The 17805-nt window shown below is 58.5% G+C and carries 18 protein-coding genes; 8 read left to right on the top strand and 10 right to left on the bottom strand.

The features are described 5' to 3' along the window. Positions 1–180: 180 nt before the first annotated feature. The 6 genes from AC2FH6_RS17905 to AC2FH6_RS17880 form a co-directional block, all read right to left on the bottom strand. Positions 181–843: a DUF2461 domain-containing protein gene (locus AC2FH6_RS17905; protein ID WP_496692664.1), complete on the bottom strand. Its 663-nt coding sequence runs from the start codon at positions 841–843 to the stop codon at positions 181–183. Positions 844–859: 16 nt separating this feature from the next. Next, a complete protein-coding gene (locus AC2FH6_RS17900) occupies positions 860–1204 on the bottom strand; it encodes a TfoX/Sxy family protein (RefSeq protein ID WP_496679459.1) in 345 nt (114 codons plus the stop codon). Continuing rightward, positions 1204–1602 (bottom strand): MAPEG family protein, encoded by a 399-nt coding sequence (locus AC2FH6_RS17895; protein WP_496679462.1) that lies wholly within the window; start codon positions 1600–1602, stop codon positions 1204–1206. The genes AC2FH6_RS17900 and AC2FH6_RS17895 overlap by 1 nt, the downstream gene beginning before the upstream one ends. A 24-nt stretch (positions 1603–1626) precedes the next feature. Further along, the gene (locus tag AC2FH6_RS17890; protein ID WP_496703799.1) at positions 1627–2013 is read right to left on the bottom strand and encodes a VOC family protein; all 387 of its coding nucleotides are present in this window, start codon (positions 2011–2013) and stop codon (positions 1627–1629) included. Positions 2014–2080: 67 nt separating this feature from the next. Beyond that, on the bottom strand, positions 2081–3316 hold the full coding sequence (locus tag AC2FH6_RS17885; protein ID WP_496703798.1) for an RNA polymerase sigma factor: 1236 nt from the start codon (positions 3314–3316) through the stop codon (positions 2081–2083). A 4-nt stretch (positions 3317–3320) separates the two neighbouring features. Continuing rightward, a complete protein-coding gene (locus AC2FH6_RS17880; RefSeq protein ID WP_142638441.1) occupies positions 3321–3692 on the bottom strand; it encodes a YciI family protein in 372 nt (123 codons plus the stop codon). 158 nt (positions 3693–3850) lie between these two features. Here AC2FH6_RS17880 and AC2FH6_RS17875 point away from each other — a divergent pair, with 158 nt between their 5' ends. From AC2FH6_RS17875 to AC2FH6_RS17865, 3 genes are read left to right on the top strand one after another with little or no spacing between them, the layout of a single operon-like run. Continuing rightward, positions 3851–5332: a DUF4153 domain-containing protein gene (locus AC2FH6_RS17875; RefSeq protein WP_496703797.1), complete on the top strand. Its 1482-nt coding sequence runs from the start codon at positions 3851–3853 to the stop codon at positions 5330–5332. Next, entirely contained in the window at positions 5329–6006 is a 678-nt protein-coding gene (locus AC2FH6_RS17870; protein ID WP_271950973.1) for a response regulator transcription factor, read from the top strand. Before AC2FH6_RS17875 ends, AC2FH6_RS17870 begins: the two co-directional genes overlap by 4 nt. Next, a complete protein-coding gene (locus tag AC2FH6_RS17865) occupies positions 6003–6962 on the top strand; it encodes a sensor histidine kinase (RefSeq protein WP_496692667.1) in 960 nt (319 codons plus the stop codon). Before AC2FH6_RS17870 ends, AC2FH6_RS17865 begins: the two co-directional genes overlap by 4 nt. Before the next feature lie 16 nt (positions 6963–6978). Here the strand turns inward: AC2FH6_RS17865 and AC2FH6_RS17860 are convergent, their stop codons facing one another. The 4 genes from AC2FH6_RS17860 to AC2FH6_RS17845 are packed head-to-tail and all read right to left on the bottom strand — an operon-like array spanning position 6979 to position 10202. Further along, positions 6979–7269: a hypothetical protein gene (locus tag AC2FH6_RS17860; RefSeq protein WP_496703796.1), complete on the bottom strand. Its 291-nt coding sequence runs from the start codon at positions 7267–7269 to the stop codon at positions 6979–6981. Then, positions 7259–8311 carry a hypothetical protein gene (locus tag AC2FH6_RS17855; RefSeq protein ID WP_496703014.1) on the bottom strand — a complete coding sequence of 351 codons (1053 nt, stop codon included), beginning with the start codon at positions 8309–8311 and terminating at the stop codon, positions 7259–7261. The genes AC2FH6_RS17860 and AC2FH6_RS17855 overlap by 11 nt, the downstream gene beginning before the upstream one ends. Continuing rightward, positions 8308–8718: a hypothetical protein gene (locus AC2FH6_RS17850; protein ID WP_496692670.1), complete on the bottom strand. Its 411-nt coding sequence runs from the start codon at positions 8716–8718 to the stop codon at positions 8308–8310. The genes AC2FH6_RS17855 and AC2FH6_RS17850 overlap by 4 nt, the downstream gene beginning before the upstream one ends. Then, entirely contained in the window at positions 8715–10202 is a 1488-nt protein-coding gene (locus tag AC2FH6_RS17845; protein ID WP_496703795.1) for an FAD-binding oxidoreductase, read from the bottom strand. The genes AC2FH6_RS17850 and AC2FH6_RS17845 overlap by 4 nt, the downstream gene beginning before the upstream one ends. A 567-nt stretch (positions 10203–10769) precedes the next feature. Between AC2FH6_RS17845 and AC2FH6_RS17840 the strand changes: the two genes are divergently transcribed. The 5 genes from AC2FH6_RS17840 to AC2FH6_RS17820 all read left to right on the top strand — a co-directional run bounded on the left by AC2FH6_RS17840 (position 10770) and on the right by AC2FH6_RS17820 (position 17755). Continuing rightward, positions 10770–12350 (top strand): ABC transporter substrate-binding protein, encoded by a 1581-nt coding sequence (locus tag AC2FH6_RS17840; protein ID WP_496703794.1) that lies wholly within the window; start codon positions 10770–10772, stop codon positions 12348–12350. Positions 12351–12454: 104 nt separating this feature from the next. Beyond that, positions 12455–14020 carry an ABC transporter substrate-binding protein gene (locus AC2FH6_RS17835; protein WP_496703793.1) on the top strand — a complete coding sequence of 522 codons (1566 nt, stop codon included), beginning with the start codon at positions 12455–12457 and terminating at the stop codon, positions 14018–14020. A gap of 96 nt (positions 14021–14116) precedes the next feature. Next, positions 14117–15094 carry an ABC transporter permease gene (locus tag AC2FH6_RS17830; protein ID WP_142638424.1) on the top strand — a complete coding sequence of 326 codons (978 nt, stop codon included), beginning with the start codon at positions 14117–14119 and terminating at the stop codon, positions 15092–15094. Next, positions 15091–16041 carry an ABC transporter permease gene (locus tag AC2FH6_RS17825; protein WP_271950952.1) on the top strand — a complete coding sequence of 317 codons (951 nt, stop codon included), beginning with the start codon at positions 15091–15093 and terminating at the stop codon, positions 16039–16041. The genes AC2FH6_RS17830 and AC2FH6_RS17825 overlap by 4 nt, the downstream gene beginning before the upstream one ends. Positions 16042–16045: 4 nt before the next feature. Beyond that, entirely contained in the window at positions 16046–17755 is a 1710-nt protein-coding gene (locus AC2FH6_RS17820; RefSeq protein WP_271950949.1) for an ABC transporter ATP-binding protein, read from the top strand. Positions 17756–17805: the final 50 nt, after the last annotated feature.

Here is a 17805-nt window from a genome sequence, read left to right as displayed (position 1 = left end):
GAAGCACCGTGGAAGCAAGCAGTACGAGAAAAACACTGTGACAGACCCGTAATAGATAATGCCAACCCGTAGGAAACGGGCAGCAATGTTGGTTACGCACCCTCGCTGCCTGGCCCGCTCAACGTGAGACCCTTGGCGTTGAAGAAGGCGAAGGGATACCATGATCCTGTGTTAGGTCGGCTAGGTGCCAAGGGACTGCAAGGCCCGAAACACCGGGTGGAAGAGCTGAAATTGATTTAGACATTCTTCCCTAAGACCTGCCTGGGTTACGGTGGGTTGGGCGGTAAGATCCGTCCAAACGGTAAGCCCCTTGCGGCGTAGAAGGTCCAGATGGGGGTGATCACTCGCATAGCCTGACGGTCCGCGCTTCAACTCGGGCTCGCTGATCCTGACATTCCTGGCCGTAAGATCATTGATGATTGCCATGAGATCATTTCCCGCTGGTCCTGCTACGCCGGTCCGATACCTCTCTAGGGCTGCTTTTACATATTGGAAGACGCCGCACCCAAGGGACAGGCAATCCGGGGACAGCCCGAAATGCCAAAGCGGGGGCTGATCTCCGCAATCCCCGGGTATGAAAGACATGCGCAGATGAGGATTATAGGGTGACTTGTCGTTTGAGAACCGCACGTCTCGATGAATACGGTAGATCTTGGCCGAATGGGGCATGTGCGTCATTTCAGCCAGCGCCTGTGACATCTGGGCCGCAAATTGTTCTGCGGGCTGTTTGATCGCGGCCTCATAGATCTGTTTGTTGGCGTGAAACCACTCGCGTCGGTTATTGGCTCGCAGATCAGAAAGAAACTGAAGGGCCTCGGGCGAAAAGCAGCGGAACTGATCCATCATCTTCTCCTGATATTCAACTTTTCGGCGGCAGGCTGGCGGCGTGCGCCAGGCACAGGCTCAGCCAGTCACCCAGCGCAGCCGGATCGCAGTTGGCCTCGTCTACAACGACAAACCCACCGAGTTTTCGCTTTCCGTGGACAATCGGGTTTGCAAACGGATTAGAAAGCGCCTCGGTCTCTTTGGCCTTGCCGACACGGAACATGAACCGTCCAAACCCGTCTTTGTCGCGGCGCGCGCCGCACAACATATTGCCGTTCAGAAAAAAGCAGGTGCCACCCATCATCCGCATTTCGGAAATTCCAATATGCGCCTCGAGGGCGAGGCGCATACGTTGATTCAGGTGTTCATCATTTGGCATCAGACTGATCCCACCAATTGCCAAAGAATTGACAGGGACAAGACGAGCATCACCAATGTTGTCAGTGCGGCACCGATCACCCGACCTTTGCCGTCGGGGGTGGAACGCAGGCTGACATAATGCACGGCGCGAGCCACCAACAGCACAAGACCGCATCCCCCGACCAGCCAGTCTGAGGCACCGGCAATCTCCGCCCCCGCCAAAGCCAGCAGGGCCAGTGGAACATATTCAGTAAAGTTCCCATGTGCCCGAATCCGCCGCAGCAGCTCGTCGTCATCCCCGTGCAGCAGTAAAACTCCGGTCTGGGATCGTCTGATGCCTACAAGAATTCCCATCGGAATACTCATAAGCACAAAGATTGCTGTAACAAGCAGAGCGATTTGCGGTGTGTGTTCCATGGGAATTCTCCTGTCTGCCCAAGATTAAGACGCCATGCTTTCATAAGTAATCAACGCAAACCGTGCGCCTTGTGGGTCGTTCAGAGTGGCCATCCGGCCGACCCCGGGCATATCTATGGCGTGTTGCAAGACTGAGGCTCCCTGTGCAACTGCGGCTGCTAGGCTGTTATCGACATCAGCAACCGTAAAATAGATCGTCCAGTTTCCATCCGTATCGGGCATGGGCGAGAACCCTCCGATTGGCGTTTCACCAACCACCGCGGCGGCATAGCTTGACCCGTCCTGCATCGGCATCTCGTTAATGTTCCAGCCCAGCACATTTTTGTAGAATTGCTTGGCCTTGGTCTGGTCTGGCCCGGAATGCCCGATCCAGCCCGAGTTTCCAACGGTGGTCATGTCCAGAATGCTCATCTTTATCTCCCTTTGATTGCCCGCTGCATGCGGGACTGAACAAAGGACGCGTGAGGATCGGCCTTTCCTACAACTGGTTCAAATCTTTTTCACAGGCGGCGATTTCTTTCAGTACCGCCACACGTTCCGGTCCCGTCGGGCCGAGGTTCAGAACACGGTTAAGGGACTGGATCGCGGCGGGAAGATCGCCGATCTCTCGCAACATTGCCGCGCGCAAGGCATGGAACCAGCGATAAGACGCCAGATCATTCGCCACGGCATCCAACGCAACAAGCGTGCGGCGTGGGCCATGAACCCTGGACCCGGCGGCGATCTGGTTCAGGCGGATGACCGGCGAGGGCTGGAGGCGATAGAGCGCGGCATAATGCGCCTCGATCAGAGACCAGTCGGTATCTTCTGTCGATTGGGCATGCGCATGAACGGCGGCGATTGCGGCCTGAATACCGTAAACACCCACTTGGTTCAGCCGTTCGGCCTTTTGCATCAGGGCTGTCGCTTCGGCGATGTTGGCCTTGTCCCAAAGGGCCCTGTCCTGATCTTCCAGGGCTACAAGATCACCTTGATCGTCTAGCCGTGCTTCACGACGGGCATGTTGCAGAAGCAACAGGGCCAGCAGTGAAATCTGCTCGGCCATCGTCGGGAACAAGGCAACCAGCAGCCGGGCCAGACGTATCGCCTCATCGCATAGTTTGAGCCGGATTTGCACCGGGCCACCCGAGGTTGACCAGCCTTCGTTGAACATCAGGTAGATCATCAAAGACACTTCGCCCAAACGCGCAGCCCGCTCCTGTGGCGTGGGTGTTTCAAAAGCGACAGAACTTCCTGCGATCCTTTTCTTGGCGCGGGTAATTCGCTGTTCCATTGCCTTTGTACTGACAAGGAAACCACGGGCGATTTCTTCCACACGCAACCCGGCAACAATTTTTAGGGCCAGCGCAATCTGGTCTTGCCGGCTTAGGTCCGGGTGACAACAGATGAACAGCAGGCGCAGAACATCGTCGCGCAGCTCGTCCGGATCTGGTGGGTCATCAGCCATGGAATGAAATTCTTCCCTGTGGCGGGTCAGGATTGCGCTGCGGCGTTGGGATTTGCGCAAACCATCCAGCCCGGCATTACGGGCGGTGGTCAAAAGCCAAGCCAGCGGATCGCGCGGCGCGCCTTGTTTGCGCCATACGGTCAGAGCCTTTAGACAGGCTTCGGCAAATGCATCTTCGGCAAGGTCGATGTCCCGGAAATATCGCGTCAGGGCAGCGATGGCCTGCGGGCGTTGCTGCAAGAACGTGGCCTCTAGCCAATCCGACACGCGGTCAATCCAAGGTCATCGACCCGCCAGCCCAGGCGGCGGGGCGGACCTCAAGCCGGGCAACAGGTGACGAGATCATTCGCGCATGTTCAAGCGCCTCATCCAGATCGTTGAACTCGGCCAGATACAAGCCCAGAAAACTTTCTTTCGTCTCAGCGAACGGGCCGTCGACGATCATAGGTTGCAGAGTCTCAGCAGCCGCGGGTTCGACTGTGACAGCCGTAGTCGGGGGCATCAGTTTGACGGACAGGAAATCCCCGCGCTGCCTGAGGGCATTCTGTAGCACCGTATGTCCTGCCATGACATCGTCCTGACGGTCCTGTGGCAACGCTTCGAACACACCCGCCTGACCATAGATCGAGATTGCATAGATCATTTTTACCTCCGCGAAGTTGGTTTCATCCTGCTAGGACGCGCGAGCCTTTGCAAATCCGACACTCATTTCACCGATCTGCACAGTTTCTGCAGATCTTCTGCACCCGAGCTTCCCGACCTTTGGGTCAAACCAGTCCCTTAAAACACAAGAGGGAAGAAATGGCGCAGCAACTTATAATTTCTGGAGTTCCGAATTCTGTGGCGCTGGACGCTTGGTGGCTGTCGGAAGAGACAGTGATTTCAGGCACCAAGGGCCCGCCGGGTTCAACCCCGGCGTTTGCCACTGATGGTCGCGCATGGCGCGTGATCGGGTTTATCTTGCTGGTCGCGCTGGCGGATTACCTGTTCTGGGGACATCAGGCGGGTGTGTCTCTGGCGGTCTTTGCTGTGGCGGTCTTTTTGTGCGGCCTGCCCGCGGATCGGTCTGGCAAAGGGGTGCTTATGCCCGCAGCGGTTTTGGTGCTGAGTGTTTTGCCGGTCGTGGATTTCGTTCAACCATTATCGGTCGCGTTTCTTTTGTCCGGGCTCGTCGTTGCGATTGTCTGGGTCAGGCACCCGAAAGGCCAGGTTCTGGAACTGCTTTTGCTGGCGCTGGGGTTTCTGACTGATCTTCCAAAGAACTGGCTTGGCCCGGTCCGCGCGATACCCGGCCTGAAAACCACGATTGTCAGCGATGCCGGAGGCGGCTGGACGCGGGTTCGGCAGTTCCTGCGCAACTGGGGTCTGCCGATTGGCGGGACGATGGTTTTTGTTACATTGCTGGCCGAGGCGAACCCGGTATTCCAATCCCTTGTCACCCCGGATATCGCCTTTGGCCACCTGCTGCAGCGCGCCCTGTTCTGGGGAGGGATTGCGCTGATCATCTGGCCTTTTGTCGATAACCACCCGCTTCGCGGACTGAACCCGCGACCATTCGCAGGCCCTCAGACGATCCCCGGCCTCAACGGTGGTTCGGTCCTGCGGGCGCTCTGGATGTTCAATGCACTGATTGGTGTTCAGACTGTGCTGGACCTGTCGATTCTGCTGGGCGGGGCCTCATTGCCCGAGGGGATGAGCTATGCAACCTACGCCCATCGCGGCGCATATCCGTTGCTGGTAACGGCGCTGCTAGCCAGTGCATTCGCCCTGGCAGCGCGGCCGTTTCTGGATGAAAATCGGGTGCTGAAACCGCTGATGGTGTTGTGGCTGGCACAAAATGTGGCTCTGTGCGGTGCGGCATTGATGCGTCTGGATTTATATGTCGGCACCTATGGCCTGACCTACCTGCGTATCTATGCGCAGATCTGGATGGGTCTTGTTGCGGCAGGTCTGGCGCTGGTTGGGTGGCAAATAGCGTTCAGGAAATCCAATAGTTGGTTGATCGCGCGAACCGGCATTCTGAGCGTTCTGGTCCTCTATTGTGCCAGTTTTGTGAATTTTGCCCATGTGATCGCGACCCGAAACCTGAAACTGTCCGAACCGGACCATGCCTATCTGTGTTCTTTGGGGCCCATGACCGGGATGCATATCAGCTACGGGTATCCGAATTCGCTGTGCTATTTTGAAGCTGACCCGATCAACAGCTGGCAGGAATGGGGCTTTCGAAAGTGGCGCCTGTCCCGCTATGGTGCCGATTTGAGCAGTATCGGTCCGGGTATATGAATATCTTAGTTGTCGATGATGATCCGCGGTTGCGTGAAGTTGTGCGTCTGGGGCTGGAACGCGCTGGCTACAGCGTTTCGACCGCCGCCAACGGTCAGGAAGCCGTAATCAGCACGTTTCGCGACGAACCGGACCTGATCGTTCTGGATGTTGGCCTGCCCGAACTGGATGGCTTTGCCGTATGCCAGAAAATTCGAACCCGTTCGGACGTCCCGATCCTGTTCCTGACCGCCCGCGATGATGAGGTCGACCGGATTCTGGGGCTGGAGCTTGGGGCCGATGACTACGTGACCAAGCCTTTTAGCCCGCGCGAACTGGTGACGCGGGTCAAGGTGATCCTAAGGCGCACCAATCGCATTGTGGCGGCGCCGGGAAATCTGCGGCACGGCCCCTTGACCTTGGACCGGACCGCAAGACTCTGTGCTTGCCACGACACGGAAATTGCCCTGACCGGTACTGAGTTTCAGATCATGGTGATGTTGATGGAAACACCGGGTCGTCTTGTTCCCCGCACGGCCCTGATTGCCGAGATTTGGGGCGCGCGCAGCCAGGTCTCGGACAGGACCTTGGACAGCCACCTGCGGAACCTGCGGAACAAATTTGCGCAGGTTGGTTTGTCGGACTCGGTGGAAACCGTACATGGTCAGGGTATCCGGATGAGGAGGCTGGGGTGACCCGGCGCTGGCGACCTTCATTGGCATTTGTGCTGGGCGGTGCGCTGGTCGGGACATTGGGTCTGTCATTCGCGGGGCTGGTGGCCCTGCGTTATTTGGGTCCTGAATTCGGCTTTCGGAACTCTGCCCTGGTTCTGGGCGGAGTGATCTTTCTTGCAACATCGGGGCTGGGCTGGTTGCTGGTACGGTTGCTGCTGCGTCCAATCAAAGCCTTGCAGGCCTATGCCGGGGCGCAAGAGGCCGGAGCCCGCGCCGTGCCAATTCGGCATTTCGGCACCAAAGAGCTTCACCAGACCGCAACTCAGGTCGTCACCATGGCCGAGGCGCTGCGTGACCGTGAGGCGACCATCCGGTCTTATACCGATCACGTCACGCATGAGTTGAAATCGCCGGTAACCGCAATCCGCGCGGCGGTTGAGATGCTACAGGACACCCCGGATGGCAGCGATGACTCCAAAGCCCTAATCGCGCAGATCGACGGGGCGCGTCAGCAGATCGAAACCCAGCTTGCAGCACTTCGGGATGCCGCCCGCGCGCGCGAGGCCCGATATGTCGGGGCAAGCACCCTGCGCGATGCGTTGCCAGGGGCGCTTCCGATTGAGCTAAACCTGTCCGGGGCGGATGAGGTCGCATTCCCGATCTCGGCCGAGGGGTTGCGGATCGTTCTGGGCCATATTCTGCAAAATGCCAAAGATCATGGGGCCAGCGCGGTTGATCTGCGCGCCTCAGAGGCTGGAAACACGGTTATCCTGACCGTGTCCGACAATGGGGCGGGGATATCGCCCGGTAACGCCGACCGCGTGTTCGATCCGTTCTTTACAACCCGCCGGGAAAGCGGCGGCACCGGGATGGGGCTGGCTATTGTCCGCAACATCCTGTCGGCCCATCGCGGAGACATCGCAAACCACCCCGTCCCACAGGGCGCGCGGTTTGATCTGAGTTTTCATAGGCTCTGACCTGCGCAGATAGGCGTTACTGCGCCGGAAGCGGAAGGCATCCGGGCAGCCCCGCTGGTAGGACCAGCCGTGCCCCTTGACGGTAAAGCGATTGGGCAAACCCGCTGCTCTCTGATGTGACCGTCACGCTGATCCCGGATGTCCCGATGACCGCGGCGTCATCGGGCAGGTTTTGCATCAACCCCTGTGAAGGAAAGACCACGACATAGGCCGGGGCCTCATCCGTTATCAATGCGACGACGATCAGAACCGACAGCCAGCCAAGCACCATAAGGGGGATGGCTGTCAGGAGCGATCTAATAGTCATGGATATGCTCAAGCGTCAGCCCGTCCGCCGGGATCTGGCGCAGGCGCTTTGAGAGGTCGGGAACCTTGACCAGTATCAGATGGCGATAGTCGCGGAACCCTTGTCGTTTGGCGCTAAAGATCGCATCCGGCGCGGTTGGTTGATCCGACAGGGCGGTGAACAGAATGTCGTCATTGCCGGCGATCTCGACAATCTCGACCCCAGCGCCGGCCATTTCCGCCAGTAGGTTGGTCAGGGTGCGGTAGCGCGGCGTTTCGATCTCAACTCCGTTTGGGCCTTGCGCGATAACCTTCACGCCGGGATAGGCAGACAGGCTGTCTGCACTGGCGCCGGTGATGATCATCCGCAGCGTCAGCTCATCAGCGCCGACCTGCGCAACAGCCTGTTCGATCACGCCCGCATAGGCCTGTTTGGCACCGTATTCCAGACCCAGCGCAATCGCTCTTTCGCTGTCGCGCAGGCTGCCGCTGTTTTGTTCGACCAGGCTCTGGGCGTCGTCGGCGAAGGGCCATTTATACCAGGGAACCTGTTGCAGAAACGCGGCATAGGCGGCGGCCTGCTGTGCTGACAGATCATCCAGAGGCGCCCGTTGCGAGCCCCGCAAAACAGTGGCCAGCCGACCGAGGGTTTCCTCATAGGCGGCCTTCAGCGCCAGCTCGGCGGAAAAGCTGGCACCGATCACATAGACCATCTGTTTGGTGGCGCCATCCACCTCACCCAGGGTCGAGGCGTTCCGGTTCAGATCGCAGAGTGACCCCCAAAACCCGGTGATGCCGCTCCAGAACCCGTAATCATGGGGGTCCTGAGTGCGCAGAACCTCGGCGTAATCCTCGTAGGCGTGGACAATGTGCCATTCGGGATAGGTCATCAGCGTGCGGGTTTCGGCCCGGTGATGTGCCGGGTCGATCAGCGAGGCATAGGCCAGCGGCTGATCCGCGCCACGACAGCTTGTTTCCACATAAAGGATCGGAGCAGCCAGCGCGATCCCGGCAAGGATCAACACCAGAATCAGCCGTTTGGTCCACCACAGCAGGAACCTCATGCGGTGTGTCTCCGGTCCCGCAGCCCGGCCCAGGCGGCAACGCCGCCAAGCGCCAGATGCGGCAGGTTGGCAAACAGGCGGGGCAGCGACAATTCCGGCCCGGCCGATGGGTTTGTAAAGATACCCAGATCAAGATAGCCATAACCGGTGAAAAACCCGAACACGCCGTCCCCCAGATAAGCCAGCCCGAACAGGATCAGAAAGCTACGAGCCGCGCGGTGTGACAACAGCCCGGCGATCAGCGCCCAAAGGGCCGAGGCCACGTGCAGCGCATCGTCATAGATATCCAGTGCGAAAATGCCAAAGGCCAGACCATCCTGATCCGTCAGGCCGGGAATATAGTTCAGCGATGCGGCAATCATCAGCGCGACAAAGTAAATCAGACAGAGTTTTTGAAGGTTGCTCATAGACGCCCCAGATAGCTGTCCCAAAGGTTGTTCCGCAGAACCAGTTGCGGATCAAGCTCTCGTTTTGCCTGCGCAAACCCTTCCGCATTGGAGTAGGCTGCAGTCAGTTGATCCAGTGTCGCGTGTGGCCTGTACGGCAGGTAATAGGTTCCGCCAATCGCCACGATCCCGTCGATCAGCGCCCGGGTCATCCGCGCCATATCGGCTTCGCCGCGTTCGGTCAGCTCCTGGCTGAACGACATGACAGCGGCGATCCGCGGTTCGCTTGCATAGGACAGAACAGCCTGATCGTCCTGTGCGACATAGCGCAGCGTTACGTTCAGAAACTCTTGATACGAGGCCGGAATTACCGCGCGACACACTGATAAGAAATCGTCGAACGCATCGAACCCCACGAAATACTCGTGCAGGACGTCGGTCCGATCCGGGTTGCGGTCGTCCAGAGTCACAACCGGTTCGTTGATCAAAGTGTTCCGCGTCGCCTCACCCGAACCCAGCGCTGGGCCCAGCCGTGTTTCATTCCACCAACGGAAGGATTTGAAGGGCTCGCTGCCCAGTTGAGCCCGGTACAGACGGCTGGCCGCATGCGACATCCACCCCGACCCGGACGCTGGTGGCAGGTCCGACTGGTCCGAGCCTTCGCGATATGTCACCAATAGCGCTTTCTCGAAAAACGCATCGCGTTCAACATTCAGGCGGCCATAGGCCATTGTGACCGCCGGGTCGTCAATCGCCGCACGAAAGGCCGAGGCAAACGCTCCTGCTTCCAGAATGTCGAAACCCGGCGTCAGGCGTGAATTTGGAACCATCTCGACCTCAAGGTCCACGATCACGCCGATCAACCCGTACCCGCCCATCGCCAGATTGAACAGCTCGGCGTTCTCGGTGGGCGAACAGGTCAACAACTCACCCGAGGGCAAGATCATGCGCAACGACCGGACCGTCGTCCCCATCGGCCCAAAGGGAACCGGCCAGCCATGTGCATTGACCGAATAAGTGGCGGCGACACCGAAATCATTATTTGACTGCATGACTTTGGGGGACCAGCCTGCGGGATCAAGCGCTGAGATGACCTGTGACCAGCGGGCTCCGGCATGGGCCAGATAGGTCCCGGCTGAACCGTCGATCTGAACCGATCCATTGTCAAATGTAATCGCTGTGCCGTTGCGGGGAATGGCTTGCCCACCCATGGAATGCCGCGCGGCCCCAATGTTGACCGGGCGTCCTTCTGACTTGGCCTCCGAAAGCTCTTGCCGGATGGCGGCGATCAGCGTGTCTCCGGGGTCATCGCTGAGCACCAGATGTTTGTGGATCGGTGTCGGTGACAGTCCGCTGGCGTCATTCATCACTTTGTCGCCGGTTTCCGCAAATGTCCTTCTTGTGCCTTCATAGACAGGAAGGTCCGGTCCCAGCCACCGTGACGCAACCCATCCTGCCAACCCTCCGCCGGCAAACAAGGCCGCCCTTCTGGTAAATGTTTTCATCTTTCGATTTCTCCCGAAGTTAACTGGGACATCTGATCAAGAATGTTTTTAAGCGCAGTTTGAAATTCCTGCGGGCCTCAATCCGGGGTATGTGCCTGACCCCTGCCAAGGTGTCCATTTGGGCATCGGGTCGAAGAATGTGCAAGTCCATGGCCTGCTGTACCGGCGCAAAGGTGTCCAAGTTGCCCCAGATCAGGCCGACGGGTACCTGCAGCATGGCGATGCGCCGTGGTCAGCGGATTCGGGCAAGGTCCAAGGACCAGTTTTTTGACCGCAAGTGGCTCGAAACTTGGCTTCATTCCCGGAATGATCAACCGGAAGGCATGTTTTGCAAACTGCGGAAATCCGTACTTGTAAGACGGTCAGCGGTCACAGTTTGGCGTAAGCTTTCCGCTACGTAAGTTCATGCGCGCACGGCAGATTTGCGTCGGGGCATCCGCCAAACTGCCGTTTTTATGCTCAATCAGGTGTTGCAACTGTAACGATGATCTGGATGATCAGGACCACCAAGGCCGTAAAAATGGTCTGTCGTCCAAAGGGCGATATTAACAAAAAGGGGAGTTACAAATGATTCTAAGAAACCTGATGATCGCTGCAAGTGCGACGGCGCTGATGGCGGCGGGCGCTTCGGCGGAAACGCTGCGCTGGGCGCGGGCCGGTGATGCGCTGACGCTGGATCCGCATTCGCAGAATGAAGGTCCGACGCACACCGTGCGACACCAGATTTACGAGCCTCTGATCATCCGCGACGTGACCGGTGCATTCGAGCCCGCGCTGGCGACCGAGTGGGGCCCCAAGGCCGATGACCCGAATGTTTGGGTCTTCAAGCTGCGCGAAGGCGTGAAATTCCATGACGGTGCGGACTTCAACGCCGAAGATGTGGTGTTCAGCTTTACCCGTGCCAAGCAACCTAATTCCGACATGAAAGAGCTGATCGGCTCGATCGTCGAAGTGCGTGCAGTTGACGATTTCACCGTCGAGATTGTCACAGATGGTCCGAACCCGATCCTGCCGTCGAACCTGACAAACCTGTTCATTCTGGACAAGGGCTGGGCCGAGTCGAATGACACCGTCAATGTTCAGGATTTCGAAGGTGGCGAAATCACCTATGCCACCACCAATGCCAACGGAACGGGTCCCTATGTTCTTCAAAGCCGCGAGCCTGACATCAAGACGGTGATGGTGCGCAACGACAACTATTGGGGCATCGACCAGTTCCCGATGGAAGTGACCGAGATCATCTATACCCCGATCCAGAACGCTGCGACTCGCGTTGCGGCGATGCTGTCGGGTGAGGTGAACTTCCTCCAGGATATGCCGGTGCAGGACATTGAACGCGTCAATAGTGTCGACGGTCTGATGGTCAAGCAAGCCCCGCAGAACCGGGTGATCTTCTTTGGTATGAACCAGGGTGCCGACGACATCGAGGCGGATAACGTGGACGGCAAGAACCCTCTGGCCGATGTGCGGGTGCGTCAAGCGATGTCGATGGCGATTAACCGTGATGCGATCAAGCAGGTCGTGATGCGCGGCCAGTCGCAGCCTGCAGGCATGATCGCACCTCCCTTCGTGAATGGCTGGACCGCTGACATGGACGGCGAATCCTCCACCGATCTGGCCAAGGCCAAGGAACTGATGGCAGAGGCAGGTTATGGCGATGGCTTCTCGCTTCGGCTGGACTGCCCGAATGATCGGTACATCAACGATGAAGCTATCTGTCAGGCGGCTGTTGGGATGCTGGGCCAGATCGGCGTGACCGTGAATCTGGACGCCAAGCCAAAGGCACAGCATTTCCCGCTGATCACCGATGGCAAGACAGATTTCTACATGCTGGGTTGGGGTGTGCCGACATATGACTCGGAATACATCTTCAACTTCCTTGTTCATGGACGCGAAGATGACATCGGCACGTGGAACGGCACCGGTTATCAGGACGATGCGCTGGACGGGAAGATCAAGTCGCTTGCCTCGAATACCGATCTTGACGCTCGGAATGCCGACATCGCCGACATCTGGCGGGTTGTGCAGGACGAAGCGCTTTACATCCCCATTCATCACCAGGTTCTGAACTGGGGCATGGCCGACGGTGTGGGCATCGAAGTGGATGCCGAAGATCAACCCAAGGTCAAATACTTCACTCTGAACTAAGCCATTCAGATCAGTGATTTGGCAGGGCGCGGTATCGCGCCCTGCCTTTTGCGCTATTGTTAAGCGCAACACCGCATTGCGGGGCAACAAAGGGAGATTTCGCCATGACCCTCAGGAACAGCGCCATTGCATTGGCCTTGCTGGCCACCACCAGCGTTCAGGCCGCCGAATTCAAATGGGCCTCGACCACTGACCCGCAGACGATGGACCCGCACGCGGTCAACTCGGCCCCGGTTCTGGGGTTTCTGAACAATGTCTATGAGGGCCTCGTGCGTCGCGACAAGGACATGAGCGTTCAACCCGCGCTGGCCGTCAGCTGGGAGACGATTGGCGACGGTGAAGGTTGGCGCTTTAACCTGCGTGAGGGTGTGACCTTCCATGACGGCAGCAGCTTTGATGCGCAGGACGTTCTATTCAGCTATCAGCGCGCCTCGGGCGAGGCGTCAGACACCCGCAGCTGGTTCGCGCCCATCAGCGAGGTGATCGTGGTCGACGACTATACGGTCGATTTCATGACGACTGCGCCGAACCCGTTATTCCCATCCTCAATCGCCAACTGGATGATCATGGATCAGGGCTGGGCCGAGGCCAATGACGCAGCGGTGCCCGACAAAGAGGTCGGGAATTACGCCACCCTGAACGCCAACGGCACAGGCGCCTTCAAACTTGCGGCACGAGAGCCCGGCCTGCGCACGGTTCTTGAGCCCTTTGACGGCTGGTGGGATCAGGCCGACCACAACATCACAAGTGCTGAGTTCACTCCGATCCAAAACCCGGCGACAGCGGTTGCAGCCTTGTTGTCAGGCGATGTGGACATGATCAACCCGGTGCCGATTCAGGACGTGGCGCGCCTGAAGGAAAACGGGGATGTCGACGTCATTCAGGGGATCGAGGCACGGGTCATCATGTTGGGGTTCGATCATCAGGCTGAGGTGCTTAAATACACCGACGATGCGGGCAAACCGAATCCGTTCCGTGACCCGCGCGTCCGCAAGGCGGTAGCGCAGGCGGTGAATGTGGATGCCATTCTGGCGACTATCATGCGGGGGAATGCAGAAGCGGCCTCGCAACTGGTCAGCCCGGCGATGAGTGGTTATTCCGAGGCGAATGCAGACCGTCCCGCCTTTGATGTCGATGCCGCCAAGACGCTGCTGGCCGAGGCGGGCTATGCGGATGGCTTCTCGTTCGGGCTGAAATGCCCCAATGACCGCTATCTGAATGATGAGGCGGTTTGCCAGGCGGTCGTCAGCATGCTGGCCCAGATCGGGATCACGGCGGAACTGGATGCGATGCCGGTCCGCAACTACTGGCCGGAACTCAGGGAAGGCAAATACGATATGTACCTGCTGGGCTGGAGCCCCGGTACATTTGATGCCGAACACCCCGTGCGCTTCCTTGTGGCCACCCCAAACGAAGAGAAAAAGCTGGGCAGCTGGAATTTCGGCGGATTTTCGAACGCGCGGGTGGATGAGCTGCTGCCGATGATCCAGTCCGAGTTGGATGCGGGCAAACGGCAGGCGATGCTGGATGAGGTCACGCAGATCATTCAGGACGAACAGGTCTATGTGCCGATGTATGTGCAACCTCTGGTCTGGGGCACACGCAGCAATGTCGAACTGACGCAGCGCCCGGACAACTTCTTTCTGCTGCGCTGGGTAACGGTGAACTGAAACCGGGGCGGGGCCAGAAAACGCTAGCATGCGTTAGCGGTATCTTGACCACCCCGCCCGGGCCTGCATAGACAGTCCGATCAACGAGGAAAACGAATGTTCGCTTATATTGTCCAAAGGATGTTCCAATCCGTGATCGTGCTGCTGATCGTGGGTCTGGTTGCCTTTTCGATGTTCCGCTTTGTCGGTGATCCGATCGACAACATGCTGGGGCAGGAACGTACGCAGGCCGATATCGACCGGCTGCGGTCCGATCTTGGTCTGGATCAGCCGTTTCCGGTGCAATATTTCAAGTTCCTGCAAGGCGCGGTGCAGGGCAATTTTGGCGTGTCCTACCGGCAAGGCCGACCGGTTTCGACCATCATAGCCGAGCGCGCCCCCGCGACATTGGAGCTGGCCTTTGTGTCGGGCTTTCTGGCCATCACCCTTGGCATCGCGCTGGGCGTTTTCACAGCGATCCGACGACAGGGGGTGGCGGCGAATATCATCATGACCGTGTCGCTGATTGGGGTTTCCTTGCCGACCTTCCTGATCGGGATATTGCTGATCTATATATTCTCGGTCGAGTTGGATCTTTTACCCAGCTTTGGGAGGGGCGAGACCGTTATGATTGGCGGCTGGTCCACGGGGTTCCTGACGACCTCGGGGCTCAAGGCGCTGATCCTGCCGGCGATCACGCTGGGCCTGTATCAGATGACGCTGATCATGCGGCTGGTGCGGTCGGAAATGCTTGAGGTCCTGCGTGCCGACTATGTCCGTTTTGCACGTGCGCGTGGGCTGTCGGACCGGGTGATCAATTTTCGCCACGCGCTGAAAAATACGCTGGTGCCGGTGATCACCATCACCGGGTTGCAGCTGGGCTCGATCATCGCCTTTGCCATCATCACCGAGACGGTGTTTCAGTGGCCCGGTGTGGGCCTGCTGTTCATAAATGCGATCCAGTTTGTCGATATCCCTGTTATGGCCGCCTATCTGATGCTGATCTCGGTCATGTTCGTGTCGATCAATCTGATCGTCGATCTTTTGTACTATGCCATTGACCCGCGCCTGCGTGTCGACGCGAGGGCCACATGACCGATACTTCTGAAACCTCGAGACAAGTGCCCAAATCACGGCTGGCCCAATTCTGGGACAGCGATTTCGCATGGTCCTTCCGGCATTCACCCGTGGCGATGGTTGCCTCATTTGTTGTGGTCCTGCTGGTGCTGGCGGCAATACTGGCCCCGCTGATTGCGCCACATAACCCGTTTGATCCGGCAACGCTGAACCTGATGAACGGATTTACACCGCCGGGCACGCCGAATGCCTTTACGCAGGACACGTTCCTGCTGGGCACCGACGATCAGGGGCGCGATGTGTTCTCGACCATCCTCTATGGGATGCGCATATCCCTGTTTGTCGGCGCTGCGGCGGTGCTGCTGGCGCTGATCATCGGAGTTGTTCTGGGGCTGGTCGCGGCCTATTTCGGCGGCTGGGTCGAGACGCTGATCATGCGGGTCGCAGATGTGCAGCTGACCTTTCCGGCCATTCTGGTCGCTATGCTGATCTTTGGCATCGCCAAAGGCGTGACCCCACCCGAATATCGTGACGAGATGGCGATCTATGTACTGATCATCGCCATTGCCCTGTCCGACTGGGTGCAGTTTGCCCGGGTCGTCCGCGGTGCTGCGTTGGTGGAAAAGAACAAGGAATACGTGCAGGCCGCCCGCCTGATCGGGCGCGGTTCTTTCCCGATCATGTTCCGCCACATCCTGCCCAATGTACTCAGCCCGGTTCTGGTCATAGCCACGATCTCACTGGCGCTGGCGATCATTGCCGAAGCCACGTTGAGCTTCCTCGGCGTAGGGGCACCACCAACCCAGCCGTCATTGGGCACGCTGATCCGCATCGGGCAGGGCTTCCTGTTCTCGGGTGAGTGGTGGATCTTGTTCTTCCCGGCCTGCACCCTGTTGGCGCTGGCCCTGTCTGTGAACCTGCTGGGCGACTGGCTGCGCGATGCGCTGAACCCCAAGCTGCGGTGATTTCATGAGCCTTCTGACGATCAATGACCTGACGGTCGAATTCCCCACCCGCCGCAAATTGTTCACAGCCGTGGACCATGTGGACCTGTCGGTTGAACCCGGAGAAATCCACGGCTTGGTTGGCGAATCCGGGGCCGGAAAATCCACCATTGGCGCGGCCATCATGGGATTGTTGGACCGCCCCGGCCGTATTGCCAGCGGTACGATCCAGCTGAGCGGTGACCAGATCAGTGGTCTGGATGCCGAGGCGATGCGGGGGCTGCGCGGCAAAAAGATCTCGATGATCTTTCAGGACCCGCTGACCTCGCTGAACCCGTTATTCACCGTGCGCGAACAACTGACCGAGACCATTCAGGCCCATCTGGGCGGCACGGATGCCGAGGCGAACCAACGCGCGCGCGATCTGATTGACCGAGTTGGCATTCCTGATCCGGACACGCGGCTGGACCAGTATCCGCACCAGTTCTCGGGCGGGATGCGGCAGCGTGTGGTCATCGCGCTTGCCTTGTGTACCGAACCGGATGTGATCATCGCGGATGAGCCGACCACGGCGCTGGACGTCTCGGTTCAGGCGCAGATTCTGGACCTGATCAAAGAACTGGCGCGGGAACGTCAGGTGGGCGTCATCCTGATCACCCACGACATGGGTGTGATCGCGGACACGACGGACAAGGTGACGGTGATGTATGCGGGCAAGGTTGTCGAAACCGGCCCGACCGCGCAGGTGATGGGGCAGCCCACCCATGAATACACCAAATCGCTGATCGCTGCCGTGCCGCGCCCGACCCTGAAACTGCATCGCTTTCCCCAGATCAGCTATGGTGGACGCGAGACACGCTTTGCCATCGAAGACATGGCCCGCCACTGGCCCAAGGTGGATAATGACACCAGCAAACCGGTGTTCGAGATCCGCAACCTGACCAAGAAGTTCCTGCAGCGCAAAGGCCTGTTGCCCTGGGACCGCACCTATTTCACCGCCGTTGACGAGGTAAGTTTCGACATCCGCGCAGGCGAGGTGTTTGGCGTTGTGGGTGAATCCGGCTCGGGCAAGTCGACTGTCGCACGGATGATTGCAGGGTTGTACCCTGTGGATGGCGGCACGATTACATTCGACGGGCAGGTGGTGAGCGATCTGACCAATCGGACCGCGCTGGATGCCTATCGCAAGAACATCCAGATGATCTTTCAGGACCCGTATTCCTCGCTCAATCCCCGTATGCGGGTGGATGAGATCGTGGCCGAGCCGATCCGCCATCACAGGTTGATGGAAGGTGCAGATATCAAACGCCGCGTCGATGAGTTGTTGGATCAGGTGGGACTCGGCCATGAGGCCGGGCAGAAATACCCGCATGAATTCTCGGGCGGACAGCGGCAACGTATCTCGATTGCACGTGCGCTGGCCACGCAACCGCGATTCCTGATTTGTGACGAGCCAACCAGCGCGCTGGACGTGTCCATTCAGGCGCAGATTCTGAACATCTTGAAGGACCTGCAGGAACATCTGGGCCTGACCCTGCTGTTCATCAGTCATGACCTGCCGGTGGTACGTCAGATGTGCGACCGAGTGGCAGTGATGAAACAGGGCCAAATTGTCGAGTTGCAGGAAACCAATAACTTATTCGCCAACCCCCAGACGGATTATGCCCGCGAATTGTTGCGCCTGATGCCCAGGCTTGATGACCTGTCGACCGAGGGGTTGGACGCCGAATCCTGAGGCAGTGACGATTCCAGTATTGGCGGTATGACGGAAGGTCCGTCAATATG

It is taken from the genome of Ruegeria sp. CDSC045, from assembly GCF_059610725.1.
This window is presented reverse-complemented; position numbering and strand designations above follow the sequence as displayed.

Coding starts and splice junctions, on each gene's coding strand:
- AC2FH6_RS17845 (WP_496703795.1), bottom strand. CDS start 10,202: ATGAAAACATTTACCAGAAGGGCGGCCTTGTTTGCCGGCGGAGGGTTG.
- AC2FH6_RS17860 (WP_496703796.1), bottom strand. CDS start 7,269: ATGACTATTAGATCGCTCCTGACAGCCATCCCCCTTATGGTGCTTGGC.
- AC2FH6_RS17830 (WP_142638424.1), top strand. CDS start 14,117: ATGTTCGCTTATATTGTCCAAAGGATGTTCCAATCCGTGATCGTGCTG.
- AC2FH6_RS17895 (WP_496679462.1), bottom strand. CDS start 1,602: ATGGAACACACACCGCAAATCGCTCTGCTTGTTACAGCAATCTTTGTG.
- AC2FH6_RS17905 (WP_496692664.1), bottom strand. CDS start 843: ATGGATCAGTTCCGCTGCTTTTCGCCCGAGGCCCTTCAGTTTCTTTCT.
- AC2FH6_RS17900 (WP_496679459.1), bottom strand. CDS start 1,204: ATGCCAAATGATGAACACCTGAATCAACGTATGCGCCTCGCCCTCGAG.
- AC2FH6_RS17825 (WP_271950952.1), top strand. CDS start 15,091: ATGACCGATACTTCTGAAACCTCGAGACAAGTGCCCAAATCACGGCTG.
- AC2FH6_RS17870 (WP_271950973.1), top strand. CDS start 5,329: ATGAATATCTTAGTTGTCGATGATGATCCGCGGTTGCGTGAAGTTGTG.
- AC2FH6_RS17820 (WP_271950949.1), top strand. CDS start 16,046: ATGAGCCTTCTGACGATCAATGACCTGACGGTCGAATTCCCCACCCGC.
- AC2FH6_RS17835 (WP_496703793.1), top strand. CDS start 12,455: ATGACCCTCAGGAACAGCGCCATTGCATTGGCCTTGCTGGCCACCACC.
- AC2FH6_RS17850 (WP_496692670.1), bottom strand. CDS start 8,718: ATGAGCAACCTTCAAAAACTCTGTCTGATTTACTTTGTCGCGCTGATG.
- AC2FH6_RS17840 (WP_496703794.1), top strand. CDS start 10,770: ATGATTCTAAGAAACCTGATGATCGCTGCAAGTGCGACGGCGCTGATG.
- AC2FH6_RS17890 (WP_496703799.1), bottom strand. CDS start 2,013: ATGAGCATTCTGGACATGACCACCGTTGGAAACTCGGGCTGGATCGGG.
- AC2FH6_RS17855 (WP_496703014.1), bottom strand. CDS start 8,311: ATGAGGTTCCTGCTGTGGTGGACCAAACGGCTGATTCTGGTGTTGATC.
- AC2FH6_RS17880 (WP_142638441.1), bottom strand. CDS start 3,692: ATGATCTATGCAATCTCGATCTATGGTCAGGCGGGTGTGTTCGAAGCG.
- AC2FH6_RS17875 (WP_496703797.1), top strand. CDS start 3,851: ATGGCGCAGCAACTTATAATTTCTGGAGTTCCGAATTCTGTGGCGCTG.